Here is a 24,058-nt window from a genome sequence, read left to right as displayed (position 1 = left end):
TAGCGTAAACAGGAAAAGCCGGTCGAAGCAATTCGACCGGCTTTTTCTGTTAATTGCGGGATATAAAACGAACGTCACTCAACAGCCTACTAGATTCATTGCTGGTAGGAGTTAACACTTAGATCGTCCGAATGAACCAGCCCAACCAACCTTCCGACCCCAACGCCCCACAGCAGCCACAGGACCCAAATGCCATCAGCATTGAGCTATCGGAGGAAATAGCCGAAGGGCAGTACGCCAACCTGGCGATGATAGCGCACAGCAGCAGCGAGTTTGTGGTAGACTTTATCCGGCTGATGCCAGGTCTCCCGAAAGCCAAGGTGAAAGCGCGTATTGTGATTACACCCGAGCACGCCAAGCGTTTGGTTGCGGCCTTGTCGGAGAATATTGAGAAGTACGAACAGGCTTACGGACCTATTAAAGTGCAGCCAGATGCCCAAGGTTACCCGATGGGTTTTGGAAAAATGGGAGAGGCCTAGAAGGAGAATAATCCAGCGCATGAAGCGGCTTTTACCGGGTTGGTAGAAGCCGCTTCTTGTTTATGTTCTATCGTAGGCCAGTCGTAACACCGATTTCCATCTTCTACCTTCGTGATATGAACTACCTGATTTATCTGGCTTACGGCTTGGCCGATATTCGCAATGAAGCATTCTGCAGCATCCTTTCTTATGATGAGGTAGCACCTCGACGAGCAGATACCAGGCTACTCATTTATACCGATGATGCCGCGGCCTTTCAGCAAGTGCTAGGCCACCGGGAAGACATAATCTATCCGGCGGTTGAGCCTGAACAATGGCAGACTTGGCGCGGTGCAGTGAACAAAGTGTATCTGCTGAAGATAGGAATACTGGAGCATGCCGCTACTCACTATCCTGGCAACCTGCTTTTCCTCGATACCGATACAATCTGGCGGCTAGACCCTAGGCCACTTTTTGCGCAGATTGAGGCAGGTAATTTTTTCATGCATCAAAATGAGGGTCGCTTAGCCATTGGGAACACACTCAGCCGCAAAGTATATAAACATTTGGGGGGCTTAGAGTGGCCTAGCGGAGGGCACATACTGCGCGTGACGCCCAATACGGAGCTGTTTAATTCCGGGATTATTGCTTTCCGCAGTGATAAGGCATATCTATTACAGCAAGTTATGACGTTGGCTGAACAGCTCTACGCGGCGTACAACAAGCACATGATGGAGCAACTGGCGTGGAGCTTACGCTTCGCCGCGGAAGGGCCAATTGCAGATGTTCCAAACTACTTGTGGCACTATTGGAATCTGAAAGACGCTAGGCCAGTCATTACGCAGGTAGTGAGCAAGTACGCCGAGAGTTCACACCAGGAATTGTTGCGCCAACTCCAGAAGCTAAACTTGCCAGCTTTGCATCAGCAGGAGCTGGCCTACCGCAATCTGCCGGGTTGGAAGCGGACTCTGCGCAAGCTCATCGGGCGGCGCTGGAAGATGCCGGAGTTCGATATTTAGTTCCACATTAGGGAAGGAGCGAGTTGAAGATGGATGGGTAAGCGTAATGAAGTGGCGCTTGAGCTCCACCATTCCCTAGGCCAGTGTGGCTTCAAAATGCCGTATTCGCTGCTCTAAAATTATCTATTTCAACCCGTTTGCTATTTCACCCCAACTTCTATACCTTTGCAAGCCTAATTTTTGGGAGAGAACCCTCCTTGACAAAACATTCCATAAATGCCTACTATCAACCAGTTAGTACGAAAAGGCCGCGAGAAGCTGACGACGAAGTCGAAGTCGCCCGCCCTTGATTCGTGCCCGCAGCGCCGTGGCGTTTGCACCCGTGTGTATACCACCACGCCTAAGAAGCCGAACTCGGCTATGCGTAAAGTTGCCCGCGTGCGTCTCACCAACGGCAAAGAAGTTAACGCCTACATCCCGGGTGAAGGCCACAACCTGCAGGAGCACAGCATCGTGCTGATCCGTGGTGGCCGTGTGAAAGACCTTCCCGGTGTGCGTTACCACATCATTCGTGGTGCTTTGGATACTGCCGGTGTAAACGGTCGTACCCAGCGTCGCTCGAAGTATGGCGCTAAGCGTCCGAAGCCAGGCCAGCCAGCAGCAGCTGGTAAGGGCGGCAAACCAGCACCCGGCAAGAAAAAGTAATTGAAACCGAGTGAGGTAGTGCGAAGTGCTGGATAGCACATGGTTCTTATCCCACTTCCCGCTACCGAACACTCATTTCTATACCCATGAGAAAGTCAAAACCAAAGAAGCGCATCCTCCTGCCCGACCCTAAATTCAAGGAGACGCTGGTTACCCGTTTCGTTAACTACATGATGTACGACGGGAAGAAAAACCTGGCCTACACCATTTTCTACGATGCTTGCGAGCTAGTAGAGCAGCGCACCAAAGAGAGCGGTGTAGAGATGTGGCGCAAGGCCCTGAACAACGTAATGCCAACTGTAGAAGTGAAGAGCCGCCGCGTAGGTGGTGCTACCTTCCAGGTGCCTACCGAAGTTCGCCCCGACCGTCGTATTGCTGTAGGTTCGAAGTGGTTGATCCAGTACGCTCGTCGTCGTGGTGAGAAAACCATGAAAGACAAGCTGGCTGGCGAAATCATTGCCGCTGCAAAAGGTGAAGGTGCTGCCGTTAAGAAAAAAGACGACACCCACCGGATGGCAGAAGCCAACAAGGCCTTCTCGCACTTCCGCTTCTAATTAAGACAGACAGGGGCTTTAGAAGTTGAGCGCTCCGGGAATGAGAAAAGAGATTTTCGCGTTCTGCCAGCTCAACTACTGAAGTCCCTACGTCACAAAAAAAGCAATGGCTGTTAACAAAGACCTGCAATACCTCCGGAACATCGGGATTATGGCGCACATCGACGCTGGTAAGACCACGACGTCGGAGCGCATTCTCTACTACACCGGAAAAACCCACAAAATCGGGGAAGTGCACGAAGGTGCTGCCACGATGGACTGGATGGAGCAGGAGCAGGAGCGTGGTATCACTATCACGTCGGCTGCTACTACTACCTTCTGGAACTACCCTACCGATGCTAACGGTGATCCGACTTCGGAGACCAAGCAATATAAAATCAACCTGATTGATACTCCCGGCCACGTAGACTTCACCGTAGAGGTGGAGCGTTCCTTGCGTGTTCTGGACGGTGCCGTTGCTCTGTTCTGCGCCGTTTCGGGCGTTGAGCCGCAGTCGGAGACCGTATGGCGTCAGGCTGACAAATACAAAGTGCCGCGCATCTGCTTCGTCAACAAGATGGACCGCGCCGGTGCTGACTTCTTCAAGGCTGTAAATGAGATTAAGGACAAATTGGGTGCAAACCCAGTGCCTCTACAAATCCCAATCGGTGCTGAAGAAACCTTCAAAGGTGTTGTCGATCTGCTGACCGGCAAGGCTATCGTATGGGATGATGCTACCCAAGGCAAGTCGTACCACGAAATCCCGGTTCCCGAGGATCTGGTGGATACCGTAGCCGAGTGGCGTCAGAAGCTCATCGAAAGCGTTGCTGAGTATGACGACCGTCTGTTGGAGAAGTTCTTCGAAGATCCAGAGAGCATCACCCGCGATGAAATGATGGTTGTTATCCGCCAGGCGGTTATCGACATGAAGTTCTCGCCCGTAATGTGCGGATCGGCCTTTAAAAACAAAGGTGTACAGTCGATGCTGGACGGCGTAATGGCCTACTTGCCTTCGCCACTGGACATGCCTGCTATCATCGGTACCAACCCCGACACTGGTGAGGAAATCGAGCGTCACCCTGACAACTCGGAGCCCTTTACCGCGCTGGCATTCAAAATTGCCACCGACCCGTTCGTAGGCCGTCTGTGCTTCTTCCGCTGCTACAGCGGTGTGCTCGACGCTGGCTCGTACGTGTTCAACAACCGCACCGGCAAGAAGGAGCGTATCTCGCGCCTGATGCAGATGCACTCCAACAAGCAGAACCCGATTGATAAAATCCAGGCGGGTGATATTGCTGCAGGTGTTGGTTTCAAGGACATCAAGACGGGTGATACGCTGACCGACGAAAAGTCGCGCATCGTACTCGAGTCGATGTCGTTCCCTGAGCCTGTTATCGGTTACGCCATTGAGCCCAAAACTCAGGCTGACGTTGACAAAATGGGTATGGCTATTGCCAAACTCGTTGAAGAAGATCCTACCCTCGTAGTTCAGACTGACCCCGAGACGGGCCAGACCGTACTGAAAGGTATGGGCGAGCTTCACCTTGAAATCATCATCGACCGTATGCGTCGTGAGTTCAAAGTGGAAATCAACCAGGGCGCCCCAATGGTGGCCTACAAGGAGATTCTGACTAAGACGGTTGAGCACCGCGAAACTTACAAGAAGCAGACCGGTGGTCGTGGTAAGTTCGGCGACATCGTATTCGAACTCGGTCCGAAACTGACCGATCCGGAGAAGCCAGGTCTGGAGTTCGTAAACGATATCACCGGTGGTGTTATCCCCCGCGAATTCATCGCACCAGTTCAGAAAGGTTTCGAAGAAGCCATGAAGAACGGTCCTCTGGCTGGCTTCCCCATTGAAGGCATGCGTGTACGCCTGTACTACGGTTCTTACCACGATGTTGACTCGGATGCTCTGTCGTTCGAACTTGCAGCGCGCGGTGGTTTCCGTGAGGCAGGCCGTCAGGCTGGTCCGAAACTGCTCGAGCCAATCATGGCGGTAGAAGTAGTTTCTCCTGATGAGTACACCGGCTCGGTAACGGGTGACTTAAACCGTCGTCGGGGTATCATGAAAGGCATGGACACGAAAGGTGGTGCTAACGTGATTAAGGCTGACGTTCCGCTGTCGGAACTGTTCGGTTACGTAACCACGCTGCGTACTATCTCTTCGGGCCGTGCTTCAGCTTCGCTGACTTTCTCGCACTACGATCAGGTTCCCAACAACCTTGCTGAAGCTATCATCGCCAAGCAAAAGGGTAACGCCATTCGCTAATACCGCTTTCATTCAAAAGACATGAACCAGAAGATTCGCATTAAACTCAAATCCTACGACCACAACTTGGTTGACAAATCGTCGGAGAAGATTGTGAAGGCGGTGAAGGCTACGGGCGCTATCGTAAGCGGCCCTATCCCATTGCCAACCGACAAGGAGAAGTTCACCGTACTTCGTTCGCCCCACGTGAACAAGAAGTCGCGTGAGCAGTTCCAGCTCTGCACCTACAAGCGACTCGTTGATATCTACTCGACTTCTTCGAAGACGGTAGATGCTCTGATGAAGCTGGAGTTGCCGAGCGGCGTAGACGTTGAAATCAAAGTCTGAGGACTGATTTCCCGACTAATTAGGAAAAACACCCCATCGATTCTCCGGAATCGGTGGGGTGTTTTCATTTTTATCGATGCAACTTGTGCCAAAAGATGAAAGCTCTACTGTAGAGTAAAAGCCTTTTAAGGTCGTCAGCTTTGCCTGCGGCCTGTACATTCCGTATTCGCTTGCATGCTTTCTTCACTCAGTTCACTACTGACTTTACCCAGGCTTCTAATAGCAGCCACTATATTTTGCGCCTGCATTATCACGGGGCTTTTCACGAGCACGTTTTTCCGGATTTTACCAAGTATTGGAATTGTAGGAGTATTCCTGACTGGCCTACTCAGCTACCTGTTACATCGCTCTGCCTACACGCGCAGAAATACAGCAGCCTACTTGTCTTTCGTCCTTGTATATGTGATTCACCTCGGGTCAGGCCTGTTGACAAACACAACGAACCTGAGCGATTATAAGCGCGATGTGGTATTGCAGCTGCCTTTTCTGGCTTTACCTCTTGGCTTTTGGCTACTTCCTCCAATCCCTACACAGCATGTAAGGCGGCTCTGGCTTCTCTTGGTATTAGTGACGGTAGTAAGCGCCTTGCTAAGCACCGGAAACTACTTGCTACACATGGAGGAGATAAATGCTATGTATCTCCAGTCGAAAGTAATGCCAACAGAGCCCGACCATATCCGATTCAGCCTCATAATCACACTGGCAGTCGGAGCAGCTACACTTTTGGTAAGCAACCCTGGACTCGGGAGTAAGCTTAGGCCTTGGTTAATAGCTGCCATTATAGGCCTAGCGTTTTATCAGCATCTACTGGCAGTACGTAGTGGCCTAGTAACGCTTTATGCCCTGGGAGGTCTAGGAATACTATGGCTGATCTTTCGCCTACGTCACTATAGAAAAGCAGCAGCACTGGCACTCGCCCTGATTCTATTGCCTCTGTTCAGCTATGTCTTCTTTCCTACTTTCCGGAATAAATCGGCAAATACAAGAGAAGACGTAGGCAGAGTAAGCCAAACATCCTCCGCCAACAACTATTCATTAGTAGGACGAGTGTACTCCTACAAAGTAGCCTTAATGGTTATTGAAGATAATCCATGGTTTGGCGTAGGAAAAGCCGATATGGAGCAGGAACTGGCTACCCATTATGAAAGTGAATTTCCTAACATCCAACCCGAAGCCTATATACTACCGCACAACCAATACCTGTATGTAGCGGTAGCGTTCGGTATTGTAGGCCTATTGCTATTTATCGTTAGCTTCTATTATGCGGGGTTAACTACTTGGCCTCGCTACTCGCCATTATTATTCATACAGTATCTGATTGTGACTTTGTCATTTCTGGTTGAGTACACCTTGGAAACTCAAATTGGCATTGCTTTTTCGTTATTCTTTCTGCTTTTGGCTCTAGAAGGCCCCAAAGAGCAAACACAAAATGCAGACAGCACATTCTGGCGGCCTGCGTAGGCCACTCTCCGATAACAGCGAATGACCCCGCTAGAATATTAGGAGGGATATCTAGTTGAGCCTATAAAGACAGAATAAGATAGGGGTATGCAACTCAATTCAAGAAGCCGCTGATTTGCAAGAGAGTAAAATGGAGAGAAGCTAACCAAGTGAGTTTTAAAATATTTCGAAACACAGGTAGCTTACTACCAAACAATTTCCTAGCTTTGCACTCCATTTCCGAAAACGCCACTCGGGCGTTTTCAAGTGTGTCTTTTTCTAAAACCCCAATCGAATGCCTGGCATCATCGGTAAAAAAATCGGTATGACAAGCCTCTTCACTCCGGACGGGAAGAATATTCCCTGCACGCTCATTGAAGCGGGTCCGTGCGTAGTGACGCAGGTTAAGACCATCGAAACGGACGGCTATACGGCCATCCAGCTCGGCTACGGCGAGAAAAAAGCAAAGAATACCACCAAAGCAATGGCTGGTCACTTCGCTAAAGCCGGAACCACCCCCAAGAAAAAACTCGTTGAGTTCCGTACCGACGAGGTTGCCAATTTCGCCGCTGGCGCTACCATCGACGCTACTCTTTTCGAGGAAGGCGAATTCGTTGACGTAGTTGGTACCTCAAAAGGTAAAGGTTTCCAGGGCGTTGTGAAACGCTACAACTTTGCCGGTGTTGGTGGCCAGACTCACGGTCAGCACAACCGTCTGCGTCACCCCGGTTCTATCGGTGCCTGCTCATGGCCTTCGCGCGTATTCAAAGGAATGCGCATGGGTGGCCGCATGGGTAACGACCGGGTGAAAGTGCAAAACCTGAAGGTAATGCGCGTTGTAGCCGACAAAAACCTCATCCTGGTGAGCGGCTCGGTTCCCGGTGCCAAGAACTCTTTCGTGGTCCTGGAAAAATAACCTAGCAAATGGAACTGTCAGTATATAACATCAAAGGCGAAGACACAGGCCGCAAGGTTACCCTGTCTGACGCCATCTTCGGTCTGGAGCCGAACGAGCACGTGATGTATCTCGACGTGAAGCAGTACTTGGCTAACCAGCGCCAGGGCACGCACAAGTCGAAGCAGCGCAACGAAGTGCACGGCACTACCAAGAAACTAAAGAAGCAGAAAGGCACCGGTGGTGCTCGTGCCGGCTCAATGAAGTCGGGTGTATTCGTAGGTGGTGGCCGCATGTTCGGTCCTCAGCCCCGCGATTACGGCTTCAAACTGAACAAAAAGACTAAGCGTCTTGCCCGTCTGTCGGCTCTCTCGAGCTTGGCTAAAGATGGCAAAGTAGCGCTGGTGGAAAACATCACGCTGTCGGCACCCAAGACCAAGGATTTCCTAGACATCCTGAACGGTCTGAAGCTGAACAACGGCAAGAAGACGCTGCTCGTAACGGGCGCAGTTGATAAAAACGTGGTGCTGTCGGCCCGCAACATCCAGAAAGTAAGTGTTTCTACTCCGGTAGCTTTGAACACGCACGATCTGCTGAACACCGACACGCTGCTGCTGTCGGAGGATGGCCTGACGGCATTGGAACAACTCTATACCACTGCTGAGTAATGAGCATCCTGAAGAAGCCCATCGTGACCGAGAAGGCCACGGCTCTGAACGAAAAAGGCCAGTATGCCTTTGAAGTAGCGATTGACGCTAACAAGGTTCAGATCAAAAAAGAGATTGAGCAACTGTACGGTGTAACGGTAACGGGCATTAGTACGATCCGCACCATCGGCAAGCTGAAATCTAAGTTCACGAAAGGCGGATCAGTATCCGGCCGTCGTGCACACGGCAAGCGTGCCGTGGTAACCGTGAAGGAAGGCGACGTTATCGACTTCTATAGCGGCCTGTAGGCCTCGCCTTTTCGCAAAGAGCATTTTCTAAGCTAGAGTAATGGCACTCAAAAAACTAAGACCAACATCACCGGGTCAGCGCTTCCGCATTGCACCGGCCTTCGACGAAATCACTTCGTCGACGCCGGAGAAGTCGCTGTTGGCACCCATGAAAAACTCCGGTGGCCGTAACAACTCGGGCAAAATGTCTAACCGCTACATCGGTGGTGGACATAAAGCCAAGTATCGTATCATCGACTTCAAACGTGACAAAGCTGGTGTTCCAGCTACGGTGAAGACAATTGAGTACGACCCTAACCGTACGGCGCGTATTGCTCTGCTGAGCTACGCCGACGGTGAAAAGCGCTACATTATTGCTCCCGCCGGTGTTACCGTAGGTGCAACAGTAGTGTCGGGTACGGGTGTGGCCCCGGAAGTAGGCAATGCCCTTCCCCTCCGCGAGATTCCGCTGGGAACTATCGTCCACAACATCGAGTTGATGCCCGGCAACGGTGCAGCAATGGCTCGGTCGGCTGGAACGTACGCTCAGTTGGTAGCCCGCGAAGACAAGTACGCCACCCTGAAACTGCCTTCCGGCGAGATGCGCATGGTACTTGTTACCTGCATGGCTACAGTAGGTACTGTGTCGAATGGTGACCACATGAACGTACGTCTCGGCAAAGCCGGTCGTAACCGTTGGTTGGGTCGTCGTCCACGCGTTCGTGGTGTTGCAATGAACCCTGTCGATCACCCAATGGGTGGTGGTGAAGGTAAATCGTCGGGTGGTCACCCGCGTAGCCGTAACGGCATCTTCGCTAAAGGTCAGAAGACCCGCAACAAGAACAAGTACTCCGAGCAGCTCATCGTTAACCGCAAAGGCAAGAAGTAATCAATGGCACGTTCACTAAAAAAAGGGCCGTACATTGACTTCCGGCTCGAGAAGAAAGTAACGGCAATGGAAGAAACCGGTAAAAAATCGGTGGTGAAGACTTGGTCTCGCCGCTCGATGATTTCTCCGGACTTCGTAGGCCACACGTTCGCCGTTCACAACGGCAATAAGTTCATCCCGGTATATGTAACGGAGAACATGGTAGGCCACAAACTCGGTGAGTTTGCTCCTACTCGTAACTTCCGCGGTCATATCGCCAAGAAAGATAAAGGCAAGCGCTAAGATGGAAGCAGTAGCTAAACTCCGTAATGTGCCTACCTCGCCTCGCAAGATGCGCATGGTAGCCAACATGGTGCGCGGTCAGAAAGTGACTCGGGCGCTAGGCCTGCTAAAGTTCGAGGCTAACTCGGGCGCCGCTCGCATCGAAAAACTGCTCTTGTCGGCTCTGGCCAACTGGCAGCAGAAGAACGAGGATGAGCGCATTGAAGATGCGAACCTCTATATCAAAGAGATTTTCGTGGATGAAGGCCGTCAGCTGAAGCGTCTGCGTCCCGCCCCCCAGGGTCGTGGCCACCGCATCCGCAAGCGCAGCAACCACGTGACGTTGGTGATTGATTCTAAAGTAGTACCGCTGGGTAGCAAAGCTGCCACTCTGCAGGCTGCTGAGAGCAAGCCCGCCGCCACTACTGCTGAAGCCGCTCCGAAGAAAACTCGTCGTAGCAGCGCAGCCAAGAAATCCACTGAAACCACGGCGGAAGCCACCGCATAAGCACTATGGGACAGAAAGTAAATCCGGTTGGCTTCCGTTTGGGCGTCATCAAAGGATGGGACTCGAACTGGTACGGCGGCAAGGACTTTGCCGACAAACTGGTGGAGGACGAGAAAATCCGCAAATACATCAACGCTCGTATCCCGAAGGGTGGCATCAGCCGCATCGTTATCGAGCGTACACTGAAGCGTGTCACTATCACTATCAACACGGCTCGTCCGGGTGTAGTAATCGGTAAGGGCGGTGCTGAAGTTGACAAGATCAAAGACGAGCTGAAGCAGATCACTGGCAAAGACGTTCAGATCAATATCTTTGAAATTAAGCGTCCTGAACTCGACGCGAAACTGGTAGGTGAGAGCATTGCTCAGCAGCTACAGGCTCGTATCTCGTTCCGTCGCGCTATGAAGATGGCCATCCAGGCTGCTATCCGCGTTGGTGCCGAAGGCATCAAGATTCAGTGCGGTGGCCGTTTGGGCGGTGCTGAGATTGCTCGTTCCGAGCAGTACAAAGAAGGCCGCACTCCGCTTCACACGCTGCGCGCTGACATCGACTATGCTCTGTCGGAAGCTCAGACCGTGTATGGTAAAATCGGTATCAAGGTGTGGGTAATGCGTGGTGAAGTGTTCGGCAAGCCCGACCTGTCGCCAAACCAGGTTCCTGCTAACCAAGGTAACGACAGCCGTGGTGGCGACCGTGGTCCACGTAATGACCGTGGTGGTGACCGTGGTCCTCGTCGTGACCGCAACGACCGTGGTGGCGAAGGCCGTGGCGGTGATAACCGTGGTGGCCAAGGTGCAGGTGGACAGCGTCGCGGTGGCGGCGGTGCTCCAAACCGTGGTGGCCAGGGTGGCGGTGCTCCCCGTCGCTAGCCTTTTTCTCTTTCCCCGAATTTCAATTCAAGATATCTCATGTTACAACCGAAAAGGACCAAGTATCGCAAGATGCAAAAGGGTCGCGTGCATGGCCTAGCCCATCGCGGCAGCTCCATTGACTTCGGTTCGTTCGCTATCAAGTCGCTGGAACAGGCTTGGATTACGGCTCGCCAGATTGAGGCTGCCCGTATTGCCATGACCCGCGCCATGAAACGCGAAGGTCAAGTTTGGATCCGCATTTTCCCTGATAAGCCGATCACTAAGAAGCCTGCTGAAGTGCGGATGGGTAAGGGTAAAGGTTCGCCCGAGTATTGGGTGGCCGTAGTTAAGCCCGGTACCATCATGTTCGAATCAGATGGCGTTAGCCTAGAAGTAGCACAAGAGTCGCTGCGTCTGGCCGCTCAGAAGCTGCCGGTTCGGACTTCATTTGTTGTTCGTCGCGACTACGTAGAAAGCAAGTAAGATGAAGAACGCTGAAATCCGCGCCCTCTCTCTGGAGGACCTCAAAAATCAGATCAAAGCTGAACAGACCAACGGTCAGAGCATGCGTTTTGCGCACGCTATTTCTCCCCTGGAGAATCCGATTCGTCTGAAGCATGCCCGCAAAAATGTCGCCCGTCTGCTGACCGAGTTGAAGCGTCGCGAGAACGAGCAGGCAACTAACACTGCTAACTAACGATGGCAAGCAACGAAGAACAGCAGGCAACGACCGCAACCGAGCGGAACCTGCGTAAAGAAATCATCGGCCGCGTTTCCTCCTCCAAGATGGATAAGTCCATCACGGTAGTAGTGGAAAGCAAAATGAAACACCCGATCTACGGCAAGTTCGTTACCAAGTCGACCAAGTTTATGGCTCACGACGAGAACAACGAATGCGGCGAAGGCGATACGGTTCGCATCATGTCGACCCGTCCGCTGAGCAAGAACAAGCGGTGGAGACTGGTAGAAATTGTAGAACGCGCCAAATAAGATGATACAGCAAGAATCCCGTCTGACCGTCGCTGATAACAGCGGCGCCAAAGAAGTTCTCTGCATTCGTGTCCTCGGTGGCACGGGCAAGAAATACGCCAGCGTAGGCGACAAGATTGTAGTAGCAATCAAGTCGGCTATTCCTTCCGGCAACGCCAAAAAAGGCACTGTATCGAAGGCTGTTGTAGTTCGCACGAAGAAGGAAGTACGTCGTAAGGACGGTTCCTATATTCGTTTCGACGACAACGCCGCTGTACTGCTCAACAATAACGACGAGCCCCGCGGTACCCGCATCTTCGGCCCCGTGGCCCGTGAACTTCGCGAGAAGCAGTTCATGAAGATCGTTTCGCTGGCTCCTGAAGTTCTCTAAGCAATGGCAACGAAAACGAAAGCAACGCCCGCGAAACTGCATGTGAAGACTGGTGACACCGTTCTGGTGATTGCCGGCGACGAGAAAGGTAAAACCGGTGTAATTAAGTCGGTGAACCGTTCTACGCAGCGTGTTATCGTGGAAGGCCTAAACCTGGTCACTAAGCACAACAAGCCTAGTGCTAAGAATCCCCAGGGCGGCATCACCAAGATCGAGTCACCTATTCACGTGAGCAACGTGAAGCGTGCTGATTCGACGAACGCCTAATCCGCTCTACGACCATGGCTCGACTCAAAGACAAATACAAAAAAGAAGTAGTACCAGCGCTCCAGGAGAAATTCCAGTTCAAGAGCATCATGCAAGTACCGCGCATCACCAAAATCTGCATCAACCGCGGTATTGGTGCAGCTGTTGCTGACAAGAAGCTTGTTGACAATGGTGTAGATGAGCTGACGACTATCACTGGTCAGAAGGCTGTCCCTACCATCGCTAAGCGTTCGGTTTCAAACTTCAAGCTGCGTGAGGGTATGCCTATCGGCGCACGTGTTACCCTACGTGGCGAGCAGATGTACGAATTCCTGGACCGTCTGTTGACAGTAGCTCTGCCCCGCGTTCGTGACTTCAAAGGCATTAACGATAAAGGCTTCGATGGCCGTGGTAACTATACCTTGGGCATCAAAGAGCAAATCATTTTCCCAGAAATCTCGATCGATAAGATCAAATCGATTTCGGGTATGGACATCACCTTCGTAACGACCGCTGAAAACGACGAGCAGAGCTATGAGCTGCTGAAAGCTTTCGGTATGCCGTTCGCTAACGCTAAGAAACAAAGCTAATGGCTAAGGAATCCATCAAAGCCCGCGAGCGGAAGCGCATCGCAATGGTTGCTCGCTACGCTGAGAAGCGTAAGGCCCTCAAAGCTGCCGGCGACCTCGAAGGTCTGGACAAGCTGCCCCGTAACTCATCGCCTGTGCGTCTGCACAATCGTGACAAGATCGACGGCCGTCCTCGTGGTTATATGCGTAAATTCGGTATCAGCCGTGTGCGTTTCCGCGAAATGGCTTTAGCCGGTAAGATTCCCGGTGTAACGAAGTCTAGCTGGTAAAACAGTTATTTGCTGTCGAATGAATTTCATCAAACAGCATCATTTGGCAGGTTGCCGAAAGAAACCATTGGCCGAGCCTAAATAAGTCGAGCCGAGTAGTCTTAACCGAAAATTTCGTCGCCACTTTCCGTGGCGGCGAAATTTTCCTATCTTTGCGGCTCCCTAAAAATGGGCGCCTCTTTTCTACAGAAATGAATACAGATCCAATTGCCGACTACCTGACCCGGGTACGCAATGCCATCAAGGCAAACCACCGGGTAGTAGAAATCCCGGCCAGCAACATCAAAAAGGAGATTACGAAGGTACTCTATAAGAAGGGCTACATTCAGAGCTACCGTTTTGATGACAGCGCAGTACAAGGCACGATCAAAATCGCGCTGAAGTATAACCCTGCTACTAAGCAGCCTGCTATCACAAAGCTGGAGCGTGTAAGCACGCCTGGCCTGCGTAAGTATGCTCACGTAGAAAACCTTCCCCGTGTACTGAGCGGTTTGGGTGTTGCAATTCTGTCGACGTCGAAGGGCGTAATGACAGAGAAAGAGGCGAAAGCCGAGAACGTGGGCGGCGAAGTGCTGTGCTACGTCTACTAATCTGAAAGGAAAACGAGACTATGTCACGCATTGGTAAACTGCCCATCAGCCTGCCCGCCAACGTGCAGGTTGAAGTGAGCAACGAAAACACGGTAACCGTGAAGGGCCCAAAAGGCACTTTAGTGGTTCCAGTTGACCGAGACATCACCGTAGCTACCGAAGATGGTCAGCTGGTGGTATCACGCCCAACCGAACAGAAGCGTCACAAGGCTATGCATGGCCTGTACCGCTCATTGCTCAACAACGCTATCAGCGGTGTTAGCAACGGTTTGGAGGAGAAACTGGAACTGGTAGGTGTAGGTTACAAAGCCGCTATGGCTGGCACAACCCTTGAGCTCTCGTTAGGTTACTCGCATAATATCTTCTTGGCTCTGCCTAAAGAAGTAACTGCAACGGCAGTAACTGAAAAGGGTAAAAACCCTATCGTTACGCTGACTAGCATTGATAAGCAACTGCTAGGCCAAGTGGCCGCCAAGATTCGCTCGTTGCGCAAAGTTGAGCCTTACAAAGGCAAAGGCGTGCGCTTCGTGGGTGAGCAAATTCGTCGTAAGGCTGGTAAAACGGCTTCGAAATAACATCACACCATGGCTTTCGATAAAGCAACTAGAAGAAAACGGATCCAGCGCATCATCCGCACCAAGGTGGCTGGCACGTCCGAGCGTCCGCGTTTGTCGGTATTTCGCAGCAATACGGGCATCTATGCTCAGATTATTGACGACACGACAGGTCACACGTTGGCGTCTGCTTCCTCGAAGCACGTTTCGGTGGAAGGGGGCAACGGAGTAGCCCTCGCTGCCGCAGTCGGCAAAGAACTTGCTGCCCGTGCTACAGGAAAAGGAATTTCGAAAGTGGTATTTGACCGTTCCGGTTACCTCTACCACGGCCGCGTAAAATCATTGGCAGAAGGAGCCCGCGAAGGCGGCCTCAATTTCTAAATCATCATGGCAGAATTTAACAACGGCCCTCGTGGTGGTAGCGGCGATAACCGTGGCGGTGGCAATGACCGTCGTGGTGGTGGCAATGACCGTCGCGGCAATGACCGTAACAATGACCAGTCGCGCACTGGTGATTCCGATCTCAAAGAAAAAGTTGTTGCTATCAACCGCGTAGCCAAAGTAGTAAAAGGCGGTCGTCGCTTCAGCTTCTCGGCTATTGTAGTAGTAGGTGACGGCAACGGCACTGTTGGCTATGGCCTAGGCAAAGCCAATGAAGTAACGGACGCTATTGCTAAAGGCATTGACGACGCTAAGAAAAATCTCGTGAAAGTGCCGCTGTATAAGCACACTGTTCCTCACGTGATGGAAGGTAAGTACTCGGGTGGTTTTGTGCTGGTTCAGCCGGCAGCCGCTGGTACTGGTGTAATTGCAGGTGGTGCTATGCGCGCCGTTTTTGAAAGCGCTGGTATCAAAGATGTGCTTGCAAAATCTAAGGGTTCTTCTAACCCACACAACGTGGTTAAGGCAACCTTTGATGCTCTTCTGAAAATGCGTGATCCTATGCAGATCGCACAGGCTCGTGGCATTACTCTCTCCCAAGTATTTAACGGTTAAGAGAAGATGGCGCAGATCCACATTAAATTAGTAAAGAGCGTTATTGACCGCCCTGAGCGTCAGAAACGCACGATTAAGGCCCTAGGCCTAGGCAAGATCGGCAGCAGCAAAGAAGTAGAAAATACTCCTCAGGTTGCTGGTATGGTAAATGCCGTGAAGCACCTGTTGGAAGTAACCGAACTATAGGAATCTCCCGAAAATGAATCTCAGCAATCTCTCACCCGCCGTTGGCTCTACTCGCAATGAAAAGCGTGTAGGCCGTGGTACGGGTTCAGGCCGTGGCGGCACATCGACGCGCGGTCACAAAGGTGCCAAGTCCCGTTCGGGTTACTCTAAGAAGTCTGGCTTCGAAGGTGGCCAGATGCCTTTGCAGCGTCGTATTCCTAAGTTCGGCTTTACCAACATTAACCGTGTTGAGTACAAAGCTGTAAACTTGGACGTATTGGCTGCTCTGACTGAAAACGGTAGCACTACTACGCTTGACAAAGATTTCTTTGTAAATGCTGGTCTGGCTTCTAAGAATGCCAAGATCAAAGTTCTAGGCCGTGGTGAAATCACCAAAGCTTTAGAAGTACATGCCCATGCTTTCTCTAAGTCTGCTGTTGAAGCTATTGAGAAGGCAGGTGGTAAAGCTGTGACGCTGTAAGCCTGATTGGCAATGAACAAGTTCATCACTACGATTAAGAACATTTTTGCGATTGAAGATCTGCGTATGCGGATCTTCAATACGCTTTTCTTCATTGCCATATATCGGCTGGGTTCTTACGTGGTGCTGCCCGGGGTAGATCCGAATCGGTTGACAAATAACGCAGGCGGTGTGCTCGGTATCTTAGATACTTTGCTAGGCGGCGCGTTCAGTCACGCTTCGGTTTTTGCTCTAGGCATCATGCCTTATATCTCAGCTTCTATCGTGCTGCAGCTGCTCACGATAGCAGTGCCTTACTTCCAAAAGCTACAGAAGGAGGGAGAATCGGGACGTAAGAAGATAAACCAATACACGCGGCTCCTCACTATACCTATCGTTGCCTTACAATCCGTTGGATTTATCGCAACCATTAATGCTGAGGCTATCACTAATCCGGGCCTATTCTTTACAATTTCGACAGCCATGATTGTCACGGCTGGCACATTGTTCTGTATGTGGCTCGGAGAAAAAATCACTGACAAAGGGATTGGTAACGGTATTTCCATGATCATCATGATCGGGATTGTATCGCGACTCCCCGGTGCTTTGATTGGAGAAGCAACAGCTCGTACTATGCGTGGCTCGTTGATTTTCTTGATAGAACTAGCCGTACTGTTCCTGGTCGTAATGGCCGTGATCATTCTTACGCAAGCAGTCCGTCAAATACCAGTACAGTACGCCAAGCAAGTTGGAGGTGCAGCGCAGCTTAGTTCGCAGCGCCAGTACATTCCAATGAAAGTAAATGCGGCTGGCGTTATGCCCATCATCTTTGCTCAATCATTGATGTTTGTGCCTGCTATCGCAGCTTCAGCTTGGAATAAGGACAGTGAGACTGCTGGTCTTATTGGTACTTGGTTTCAGCCGAATCACTGGGTATACAATGTGGTATTTGGTCTGTTAATTATCATCTTCACGTACTTCTATACTGCTATCAGCGTCAACCCCAATCAGATTGCGGATGACCTGAAGCGTAGTGGTGGCTTCATTCCTGGGGTTAAGCCAGGTCGTGACACGTCAGAGTACATTGATGAGGTATTAACGCGTATCACTTTGCCTGGTGCAGTTGCTTTGGCTGCCATAGCTATCTTGCCTTCCCTAGCAACTGTAGCTGGCGTTACTCGTCCTTTCGCTCAGTTCTATGGTGGAACTTCGCTGATCATTATGGTTGGTGTTGTACTAGATACCATGAACCAGGTGAAAAGCTACTTGCTCATGCGTCATTACGATGGCATGATGAAATCAGGTAAAGTACGAGGCCGTTCACAAAACATTGCTCTTGCTTCGTAACCAAGATGATTGTTTACAAGACAGAGGAAGAAATCGAACTCATGAGAGCTAGCGCGAAAGTGCTAGCTCAGGCCCACGGAGAAGTAGCTGGCATGATCCGAGAAGGTGTTACAACGCGAGAGCTTGATAAGCGCGCAGAGGAATTCATTCGGGATCATGGAGCACACCCTTCTTTCAAAGGGTACAATGGGTTTGAGTATAGCCTGTGTATTTCACCTAATGCAGTTGTAGTACATGGCTTTCCTGGAGACTACACTCTGAAAAGCGGTGATATTATATCGGTAGACGCTGGGGTTTTACTCAACGGCTATCATTCCGACAGTGCTTATACCTACCCTGTGGGGGAAGTAGCACCAGAGGTAATTAAGTTGCTTGAAGAAACCAAAAAGTCGCTGTATCTGGGCATTGAACAGGCAGTGGCAGGCAACCGGATGGGCGACATCAGCTTTGCTATTCAGGACCATGTTGAGAAGCAGGGTTATGGAGTAGTGAGGGAACTTGTAGGTCACGGAATTGGTAAGAAGCTGCACGAGCGGCCAGAGGTGCCTAACTACGGTAAACGTGGTTCGGGACTTAAGCTGCAGACAGGGTTGACTCTTGCTATTGAGCCTATGGTGAATCTTGGCACTAAGAGTGTGGTACAGGAAAAGGATGGCTGGACTATCCGGACCAAAGACCAAAAGCCCTCAGCGCATTTTGAGCATACAGTAGTTGTTCGCAAAGACAAGGCGGAAATACTTACCTCCTTCGAATACATAGAAAAAGCCTTACAGTAGCCTTATGGCCAAACAAACTTCCATTGAGCAGGACGGTGTCATCCTGGAAGCCCTTTCCAACGCCATGTTCCGAGTGGAACTGGAAAACGGTCACCAGTTGATTGCCCACATTTCGGGTAAGATGCGGATGCACTATATTAAAATTCTGCCGGGAGATAAGGTTAAGTTGGAAATGTCGCCCTACGATCTGTCGAAGGGCCGAATTGTGTACCGTTACAAATAACCCGACGACATGAAAGTCAAAACCTCGGTTAAGAAGCGTAGTGTTGACTGCAAGCTGGTCCGCCGCAACGGCAAGCTCTACGTTATCAACAAAAAGAACCCTCGCTACAAACAGCGTCAGGGCTAGTCAACTGGAAGTTGGGGACTTCGGGTCCTAAGGACTTGGTTTTTGAAGGAAAACTGTCCTAACCTAAACCAGGTCCCCAAGACCCTAACTCGCCAAAAACCCAAACTCAACACATGGCTCGTATTGCAGGGGTAGACATCCCAGACAACAAGCGCGGTGAAATCGCGCTGACCTACATTTTCGGCATCGGTCGTCCTTCGGCCCAGCAGATCCTAACGAAAGCAGGTGTAGACCTGAATAAGAAGGTGAAAGACTGGACAGAAGCAGAGGCTGGTGAAATCCGTAGCGTAATTGCTGCTGAATTCAAAACCGAAGGTGTGCTGCGCTCAGAAGTGCAGCTGAACATTAAGCGCCTGATGGACATCGGTTGCTACCGTGGTCTGCGTCATCGCAAAGGTCTGCCAGTTCGTGGTCAGCGTACCAAGAACAACTCGCGTACCCGTAAGGGCAAGCGTAAGACCGTTGCTGGCAAGAAGAAGGCTACTAAATAAACCTTAACGGGAATCGAAGTGCAGTTTTTCAAAGCTGCACTTCAACAACTCCTGTAGATTTTGCGATAACCAAATGGCACAAAAAAGAAAAGACAAAGCCAAGAAGCGCGTTGTCGTTGTTGAGCCAGTAGGCCAGGTTCACATCAAGGCCTCGTTCAACAACATCATCATCTCCATTACCAACAACAATGGTCAGGTAATCTCCTGGGCTTCGGCTGGTAAGATGGGATTCCGGGGTTCTAAGAAGAACACCCCCTATGCAGCTCAAATGGCTGCTACGGACTGCGGCAAAGTAGCTCATGATTTGGGCATGCGTAAAGCCGAGGTATTCGTGAAGGGTCCGGGCGCAGGCCGTGAGTCGGCTATTCGTACGCTGGGTAACGTGGGTATTGAGGTAACGACCATCAAGGACGTGACGCCGCTGCCCCACAATGGCTGCCGTCCTCCCAAACGTCGTCGCGTTTAGTTAATTGAACAGGCCTACGTTGTAGGCCACCGGTGTCGGATTTCTGATGCGCTTTTTCTCCTTTGTAAGGTGCGCCTCCGAGGTCCGACACACGCGGTTCAACCCCCACATCACACAACATCCCCGAAATGGCACGTTATACTGGTCCTAAAACCAAGATTGCCCGTCGCTTCAATGAGCCGATCTTCGGCCCAAGCAAGGCACTCACCAAGAAAGCATACCCCCCCGGCCAACATGGTCGTGGCCGTCGTAAGAAACAGAGCGAGTACGCTGTCCAGTTGATGGAGAAGCAGAAAGTGAAGTACATGTATGGCGTCCTGGAAAAGCAGTTTGAGAACCTGTTCCACAAAGCTGCTACCATGCCTGGCATCACCGGCGATAACCTGCTGGCTTTGCTGGAGGCTCGTCTGGACAACACGGTATACCGTTTGGGCATTGCTCCAACACGCCGTGCTGCTCGTCAGCTCGTTCTGCACAAGCACATCACCGTTAACGGCGAGGTAGTAAACATTGCTTCGTACAAACTCCGTGCTGGCGACGTTGTTGCCGTTCGTGAGAAGTCGAAGTCGTTGGAGGCTATCGTTACCAGCCTAAGCGCCCGCAATGCCCGTGCTTTCTCGTGGCTGGAGTGGGACGGCAAGGATATGGTGGGCAAGTTCCTCAACGCCCCCTCGCGTGACCTGATTCCGGAGAAAATCACGGAGCAGCTCATCGTCGAGCTTTACTCGAAGTAATAACGAAAGCGGCCCAGGATCCTGGGCCGTTTTCCTGCTTCGACTTTTTTCCTTGTTATAAATGGATTTGGGTAGCAGGCGGTAAGGAATTAGGCTAGATTAGTCGCATTCTTACCACCTGCTATTCACTACTTCAAACCGCCCCACTTATGTCAATCTTAGCTTTTCAAATGCCGGAGAAGGTCGTGATGGAGAAATCTGACGACTTCTACGGAACGTTTGAATTTAAACCGCTGGAGAAAGGCTACGGCGTCACGATCGGCAACGCTTTGCGCCGCATCCTGCTGTCGTCGCTAGAGGGCTACGCCATCACGTCGGTCCGCACCAGCAGCGTTCTGCATGAGTTCATGACCATCGAAGGGGTGATTGAGGATATGTCCGAGATCATTCTGAACTTGAAGCAAGTGCGCTTCAAGAAGGTCAGCGACGCCATTGAGGACAAAATCACGGTTCGTATCAAGGGCCAGGATACATTCACGGCGGGTGAAATCAACAAGTTCACCAATGGTTTCCAGGTGCTTAACCCGGACTTGGTAATTTGTAACATTGACCCCAATATCGAACTCGAGTTTGAGTTTACGGTACAGAAAGGTCGTGGCTACGTTCCTGCCGAGGAAAACAAGCCTGCTGACCAGATCTTCGGTCAGATTGCTATCGATGCCATCTTTACGCCTATCAAAAACGTAAAGTATAGCATCGAGAATACTCGCGTGGAGCAAAAGACTGACTATGAGAAGCTCTTGATCGAGATTCACACAGACGGTTCTATCCACCCAGAGGATGCGCTGAAAGGTGCGGCCAACATTCTCATTCAGCACTTCATGCTGTTCTCGGACAGCACGATGACCTTCGAAACAGCAAAAGCTGAAGAAGAAGAGACGGTGGATGAAGAGACGCTGCACATGCGTAAAGTTCTGAAGACGCCACTGGCGGACATGGACTTGAGCGTACGCGCTTACAACTGCCTCAAGGCCGCTGACATCAAGACGCTCGGCGACCTTGTGCAGCTGGACATGGCGGACATGATGAAGTTCCGCAACTTCGGTAAGAAGTCGCTGACTGAGCTGGAAAACCTCGTAGAGGAGAAAGGCCTAACCTTCGGCATGGACCTGGGCAAGTACAAGCTCGACGAAGAATAGAGTTCTTTAAAGAAAGGTGCTGAGAATGAGAAGGTGGCCTAGCGCACTATTTCATCTCAGCACCTTTTTTGTGTCTGGGTATTCTGTACCTTTGCACTCCAATTTCATACTTCCCTTAACTAGTGAGCCCAAGGGATGACGGTTCTAATGAGAAAGTGGCCTAGCGCCTTGCTTTCCGCCGTGGTCGTCGTTCGCAAGCCCACACATTCTTTTTTTTATGCGTCACGGTAAAACCATCAACCACCTCGGCCGCACGGCCTCGCACCGCAATGCCATGCTTTCGAACATGGCTTCTTCGCTGATCATGCACAAGCGCGTGACCACGACGGTTGCTAAAGCTAAAGCTCTGCGCAAGTTCGTTGAGCCCCTGCTGACCAAAGCCAAGAGCGATACTACGCATTCACGTCGTCTTGTTTTCTCAGTTCTGGAGAACAAAGAGACCCTGAAAGAGCTGTTCGGCACGGTATCCGCTAAAATCGGTACCCGTCCCGGTGGCTATACCCGCATCATCAAGCTGAGCGCTACCCGTCTGGGTGACAACGCTGAGATGTGCATCATCGAGCTAGTAGACTTCAACGAGACGTTGTTGGAGACTAAGACTGCTGGTGAAGCTAAGGCTACCACTACGCGTCGTTCGCGCAGCAAGAAAAAGGCTGATGCTCCTGCTGGCGAAGCGGTAGCTCCGGCTGCTGTAGTTGAAACTGCTGCTCCCGCTGATACTGCTACCACTACGGTAAAAGAAGGCGAGACTCGCGACGAAGCTAAAGCTGACGAGGAAGCTGCTTCGTAAGGTTAGCAATTCTTAAGAAAGAAAAAGGGACGTGCCGTGAGGTACGTCCCTTTTTCTTTCTAGGCCAGTTATACCAGCACGGCGCCCTATCGATATCACTCAAAATACCTATTGCCTAGTTATGCAGTAAGGAAAAGGCCGTCAGCGATAGTAGAGGGAAGGACAGGTGGACTACACTGTGCCCTCTTGTCTTTTTCTGATGCTGGCTTTGCACTACCCGGATTTCGTACTGGGCAAAAAGGTCCAATTGAGTACCTTGCCGCCCCAACGCAACCAGGCTAACATAGTCGTGGGTTGTGAAAATTCCCAAGCCACTCTATTCTTCCAATTCAACCCATTTCTCATGAGCATTATCACCGAAATCCACGCCCGGCAGATTTTCGATTCGCGCGGTAACCCAACCATTGAGGTGGACGTGACCACTGAAAGCGGCACCGTAGGCCGTGCTGCTGTACCCTCTGGAGCTTCTACTGGCAAACATGAAGCCGTAGAGCTGCGCGACGACGATAAGTCGAAGTACATGGGCAAAGGGGTGCTGAAGGCTGTGGAAAACGTGAACAGCAAAATTGCTGAAGAGCTAATCGGATTCTCGGTGTTTGAGCAAGGCTTGCTCGACAAAATCATGCTGGAGATGGACGGTACGCCCAATAAGGCGAACCTGGGCGCTAACGCCATTCTAGGTGCTTCGTTGGCTATTGCCCGTGCTGCTGCCGCTGAGGCTGGCATGCCGCTGTACCGCTACGTGGGCGGCGTAAATGCTACCACGCTGCCCGTTCCGATGATGAACATCCTAAATGGTGGCTCACACGCTGACAACAGCATCGACTTCCAGGAGTTCATGATTATGCCGGTGGGTGCTCCATCGTTCTCGGAGGCGCTGCGCTGGGGTACCGAAATCTTCCATCACCTCAAAAATGTGCTCAAGAAGCAAGGCCTAAGCACGAACGTGGGCGATGAAGGCGGTTTCGCTCCGAACATCAAATCCAACGAAGACGCTATTAAGATTGTCATCCAGGCCATTGAAACGGCTGGCTACAAGCCCGGCGACGACGTGATGATTGCCATGGATGCAGCGGCGTCTGAGTTCTACTCTGATGGGCATTACCACTTCAAGAAGAGCACCGGCGACAAGCTGACGTCATCGGAGATGGTGGCCTACTGGACCGACTGGACCAAGAAGTACCCCATCGTGAGCATCGAAGATGGCATGGACGAGGACGACTGGAGCGGCTGGAAAGACCTCACCAACAGCATCGGCTCGACTACGCAACTGGTAGGCGACGACCTGTTTGTGACCAACGTAAACCGCCTGCAGCGGGGCATTGATGAGCAGATTGCCAACGCCATCCTCATCAAAGTAAACCAGATCGGTACGCTGTCGGAAACTATCGACGCCATCAACCTGGGCCGTCGCAACGGCTACAAGAGCATCATGAGTCACCGCTCGGGTGAGACTGAAGACAACACTATTGCTGACCTGGCAGTAGCGCTGAACACGGGCCAGATCAAGACAGGCTCGGCTTCGCGTTCTGACCGGATGTCGAAGTACAACCAACTCCTCCGCATTGAGGAGGAACTGGGTGAAGTGGCCTACTTCCCAGGCCGCAAAATGTAATTCGGCGGCTTACCGAAGTCACTGATGTAAGCGGTGCCGTTGCCTTCGGGTGGCGGCACCGTTTTGTGTTGCGGTGGTATTGGCCGAAA

Annotated in this window: 36 protein-coding genes and 1 pseudogene; all 37 read left to right on the top strand. The window is 51.4% G+C overall.

Annotated features, from left to right (window positions below):
* The first annotated feature begins 131 nt into the window (after positions 1-131).
* The 37 genes and pseudogenes from CFT68_RS14625 to eno all read left to right on the top strand — a co-directional run bounded on the left by CFT68_RS14625 (position 132) and on the right by eno (position 23,969).
* Complete coding sequence (locus tag CFT68_RS14625) at positions 132-479, top strand: DUF3467 domain-containing protein (protein WP_088844283.1); 348 nt, start codon at positions 132-134, stop codon at positions 477-479.
* Between the two features lie 116 nt (positions 480-595).
* A complete protein-coding gene (locus tag CFT68_RS14620) occupies positions 596-1,477 on the top strand; it encodes a hypothetical protein (protein ID WP_088844282.1) in 882 nt (293 codons plus the stop codon).
* Positions 1,478-1,693: 216 nt separating this feature from the next.
* Positions 1,694-2,122, top strand: coding sequence for a 30S ribosomal protein S12 (gene rpsL, locus CFT68_RS14615; RefSeq protein WP_088844281.1), 429 nt, complete (start codon positions 1,694-1,696; stop codon positions 2,120-2,122).
* A gap of 86 nt (positions 2,123-2,208) precedes the next feature.
* On the top strand, positions 2,209-2,676 hold the full coding sequence (gene rpsG, locus CFT68_RS14610) for a 30S ribosomal protein S7 (protein WP_044003258.1): 468 nt from the start codon (positions 2,209-2,211) through the stop codon (positions 2,674-2,676).
* A gap of 106 nt (positions 2,677-2,782) precedes the next feature.
* Positions 2,783-4,927 (top strand): elongation factor G, encoded by a 2,145-nt coding sequence (gene fusA, locus CFT68_RS14605; RefSeq protein ID WP_088844280.1) that lies wholly within the window; start codon positions 2,783-2,785, stop codon positions 4,925-4,927.
* Positions 4,928-4,948: 21 nt separating this feature from the next.
* Positions 4,949-5,254, top strand: a complete 306-nt coding sequence (rpsJ, locus tag CFT68_RS14600; RefSeq protein WP_022822123.1) for a 30S ribosomal protein S10 — start codon at positions 4,949-4,951, stop codon at positions 5,252-5,254.
* Between the two features lie 615 nt (positions 5,255-5,869).
* Positions 5,870-6,715, top strand: a complete 846-nt coding sequence (locus CFT68_RS14595) for an O-antigen ligase family protein (RefSeq protein ID WP_170934816.1) — start codon at positions 5,870-5,872, stop codon at positions 6,713-6,715.
* A 274-nt stretch (positions 6,716-6,989) separates the two neighbouring features.
* Positions 6,990-7,610: a 50S ribosomal protein L3 gene (gene rplC, locus CFT68_RS14590; protein WP_088844278.1), complete on the top strand. Its 621-nt coding sequence runs from the start codon at positions 6,990-6,992 to the stop codon at positions 7,608-7,610.
* An 8-nt stretch (positions 7,611-7,618) separates the two neighbouring features.
* The gene (rplD, locus tag CFT68_RS14585; protein ID WP_088844277.1) at positions 7,619-8,257 is read left to right on the top strand and encodes a 50S ribosomal protein L4; all 639 of its coding nucleotides are present in this window, start codon (positions 7,619-7,621) and stop codon (positions 8,255-8,257) included.
* Positions 8,257-8,544: a 50S ribosomal protein L23 gene (gene rplW / locus CFT68_RS14580; protein ID WP_088844276.1), complete on the top strand. Its 288-nt coding sequence runs from the start codon at positions 8,257-8,259 to the stop codon at positions 8,542-8,544. The genes rplD and rplW overlap by 1 nt, the downstream gene beginning before the upstream one ends.
* A 40-nt stretch (positions 8,545-8,584) precedes the next feature.
* Positions 8,585-9,412 (top strand): 50S ribosomal protein L2, encoded by an 828-nt coding sequence (gene rplB / locus CFT68_RS14575; RefSeq protein ID WP_088844275.1) that lies wholly within the window; start codon positions 8,585-8,587, stop codon positions 9,410-9,412.
* Positions 9,413-9,415: 3 nt separating this feature from the next.
* Positions 9,416-9,694 carry a 30S ribosomal protein S19 gene (gene rpsS, locus CFT68_RS14570; protein WP_088844274.1) on the top strand — a complete coding sequence of 93 codons (279 nt, stop codon included), beginning with the start codon at positions 9,416-9,418 and terminating at the stop codon, positions 9,692-9,694.
* Positions 9,630-10,181 carry a 50S ribosomal protein L22 gene (rplV, locus tag CFT68_RS14565; protein ID WP_394340114.1) on the top strand — a complete coding sequence of 184 codons (552 nt, stop codon included), beginning with the start codon at positions 9,630-9,632 and terminating at the stop codon, positions 10,179-10,181. Before rpsS ends, rplV begins: the two co-directional genes overlap by 65 nt.
* 5 nt (positions 10,182-10,186) lie before the next feature.
* Positions 10,187-11,050: a 30S ribosomal protein S3 gene (gene rpsC / locus CFT68_RS14560; protein WP_088844272.1), complete on the top strand. Its 864-nt coding sequence runs from the start codon at positions 10,187-10,189 to the stop codon at positions 11,048-11,050.
* 39 nt (positions 11,051-11,089) lie between these two features.
* Positions 11,090-11,515 (top strand): 50S ribosomal protein L16, encoded by a 426-nt coding sequence (gene rplP / locus CFT68_RS14555; RefSeq protein ID WP_088844271.1) that lies wholly within the window; start codon positions 11,090-11,092, stop codon positions 11,513-11,515.
* Between the two features lies 1 nt (position 11,516).
* A complete protein-coding gene (rpmC, locus tag CFT68_RS14550) occupies positions 11,517-11,729 on the top strand; it encodes a 50S ribosomal protein L29 (RefSeq protein WP_088844270.1) in 213 nt (70 codons plus the stop codon).
* 2 nt (positions 11,730-11,731) lie between these two features.
* Entirely contained in the window at positions 11,732-12,022 is a 291-nt protein-coding gene (gene rpsQ / locus CFT68_RS14545; RefSeq protein WP_088844269.1) for a 30S ribosomal protein S17, read from the top strand.
* 1 nt (position 12,023) lies between these two features.
* Positions 12,024-12,392, top strand: a complete 369-nt coding sequence (gene rplN, locus CFT68_RS14540) for a 50S ribosomal protein L14 (RefSeq protein WP_044003245.1) — start codon at positions 12,024-12,026, stop codon at positions 12,390-12,392.
* A 3-nt stretch (positions 12,393-12,395) separates the two neighbouring features.
* Positions 12,396-12,644: pseudogene (rplX, locus tag CFT68_RS14535) on the top strand (50S ribosomal protein L24); the annotation flags it as partial.
* Positions 12,645-12,673: 29 nt separating this feature from the next.
* Complete coding sequence (gene rplE, locus CFT68_RS14530) at positions 12,674-13,228, top strand: 50S ribosomal protein L5 (protein ID WP_088844268.1); 555 nt, start codon at positions 12,674-12,676, stop codon at positions 13,226-13,228.
* On the top strand, positions 13,228-13,497 hold the full coding sequence (gene rpsN, locus CFT68_RS14525) for a 30S ribosomal protein S14 (protein WP_088844267.1): 270 nt from the start codon (positions 13,228-13,230) through the stop codon (positions 13,495-13,497). Before rplE ends, rpsN begins: the two co-directional genes overlap by 1 nt.
* A 191-nt stretch (positions 13,498-13,688) precedes the next feature.
* Positions 13,689-14,087, top strand: a complete 399-nt coding sequence (gene rpsH / locus CFT68_RS14520) for a 30S ribosomal protein S8 (protein WP_088844266.1) — start codon at positions 13,689-13,691, stop codon at positions 14,085-14,087.
* 20 nt (positions 14,088-14,107) lie between these two features.
* A complete protein-coding gene (rplF, locus tag CFT68_RS14515) occupies positions 14,108-14,662 on the top strand; it encodes a 50S ribosomal protein L6 (protein ID WP_088844265.1) in 555 nt (184 codons plus the stop codon).
* A gap of 9 nt (positions 14,663-14,671) precedes the next feature.
* Entirely contained in the window at positions 14,672-15,022 is a 351-nt protein-coding gene (gene rplR, locus CFT68_RS14510; RefSeq protein ID WP_044003239.1) for a 50S ribosomal protein L18, read from the top strand.
* Positions 15,023-15,028: 6 nt separating this feature from the next.
* Positions 15,029-15,637, top strand: a complete 609-nt coding sequence (gene rpsE, locus CFT68_RS14505) for a 30S ribosomal protein S5 (protein ID WP_088844264.1) — start codon at positions 15,029-15,031, stop codon at positions 15,635-15,637.
* 6 nt (positions 15,638-15,643) lie between these two features.
* Positions 15,644-15,823, top strand: coding sequence for a 50S ribosomal protein L30 (gene rpmD, locus CFT68_RS14500; RefSeq protein ID WP_088844263.1), 180 nt, complete (start codon positions 15,644-15,646; stop codon positions 15,821-15,823).
* A 13-nt stretch (positions 15,824-15,836) separates the two neighbouring features.
* On the top strand, positions 15,837-16,283 hold the full coding sequence (gene rplO, locus CFT68_RS14495) for a 50S ribosomal protein L15 (RefSeq protein ID WP_088844262.1): 447 nt from the start codon (positions 15,837-15,839) through the stop codon (positions 16,281-16,283).
* Between the two features lie 12 nt (positions 16,284-16,295).
* Positions 16,296-17,609: a preprotein translocase subunit SecY gene (secY, locus tag CFT68_RS14490; RefSeq protein ID WP_088844261.1), complete on the top strand. Its 1,314-nt coding sequence runs from the start codon at positions 16,296-16,298 to the stop codon at positions 17,607-17,609.
* A gap of 5 nt (positions 17,610-17,614) precedes the next feature.
* Complete coding sequence (map, locus tag CFT68_RS14485; RefSeq protein ID WP_088844260.1) at positions 17,615-18,385, top strand: type I methionyl aminopeptidase; 771 nt, start codon at positions 17,615-17,617, stop codon at positions 18,383-18,385.
* A 4-nt stretch (positions 18,386-18,389) separates the two neighbouring features.
* A complete protein-coding gene (gene infA, locus CFT68_RS14480; RefSeq protein WP_022822146.1) occupies positions 18,390-18,608 on the top strand; it encodes a translation initiation factor IF-1 in 219 nt (72 codons plus the stop codon).
* A gap of 9 nt (positions 18,609-18,617) precedes the next feature.
* Positions 18,618-18,734: a 50S ribosomal protein L36 gene (gene rpmJ, locus CFT68_RS14475; RefSeq protein WP_044016053.1), complete on the top strand. Its 117-nt coding sequence runs from the start codon at positions 18,618-18,620 to the stop codon at positions 18,732-18,734.
* Between the two features lie 113 nt (positions 18,735-18,847).
* Positions 18,848-19,225: a 30S ribosomal protein S13 gene (gene rpsM, locus CFT68_RS14470; RefSeq protein ID WP_044016055.1), complete on the top strand. Its 378-nt coding sequence runs from the start codon at positions 18,848-18,850 to the stop codon at positions 19,223-19,225.
* A 73-nt stretch (positions 19,226-19,298) separates the two neighbouring features.
* Positions 19,299-19,691, top strand: coding sequence for a 30S ribosomal protein S11 (gene rpsK / locus CFT68_RS14465; RefSeq protein ID WP_022822149.1), 393 nt, complete (start codon positions 19,299-19,301; stop codon positions 19,689-19,691).
* 128 nt (positions 19,692-19,819) lie between these two features.
* Complete coding sequence (rpsD, locus tag CFT68_RS14460) at positions 19,820-20,425, top strand: 30S ribosomal protein S4 (protein ID WP_088844259.1); 606 nt, start codon at positions 19,820-19,822, stop codon at positions 20,423-20,425.
* A gap of 149 nt (positions 20,426-20,574) precedes the next feature.
* Positions 20,575-21,564: a DNA-directed RNA polymerase subunit alpha gene (locus tag CFT68_RS14455; RefSeq protein ID WP_088844258.1), complete on the top strand. Its 990-nt coding sequence runs from the start codon at positions 20,575-20,577 to the stop codon at positions 21,562-21,564.
* 217 nt (positions 21,565-21,781) lie between these two features.
* Positions 21,782-22,354, top strand: coding sequence for a 50S ribosomal protein L17 (gene rplQ / locus CFT68_RS14450; RefSeq protein WP_088844257.1), 573 nt, complete (start codon positions 21,782-21,784; stop codon positions 22,352-22,354).
* Between the two features lie 343 nt (positions 22,355-22,697).
* Positions 22,698-23,969 carry a phosphopyruvate hydratase gene (gene eno / locus CFT68_RS14445; protein WP_088845094.1) on the top strand — a complete coding sequence of 424 codons (1,272 nt, stop codon included), beginning with the start codon at positions 22,698-22,700 and terminating at the stop codon, positions 23,967-23,969.
* Positions 23,970-24,058 lie beyond the last annotated feature (89 nt).

Origin of the sequence: Hymenobacter gelipurpurascens, from assembly GCF_900187375.1 — a bacterium.
Lineage (GTDB): Bacteria > Bacteroidota > Bacteroidia > Cytophagales > Hymenobacteraceae > Hymenobacter > Hymenobacter gelipurpurascens.
This window is presented reverse-complemented; position numbering and strand designations above follow the sequence as displayed.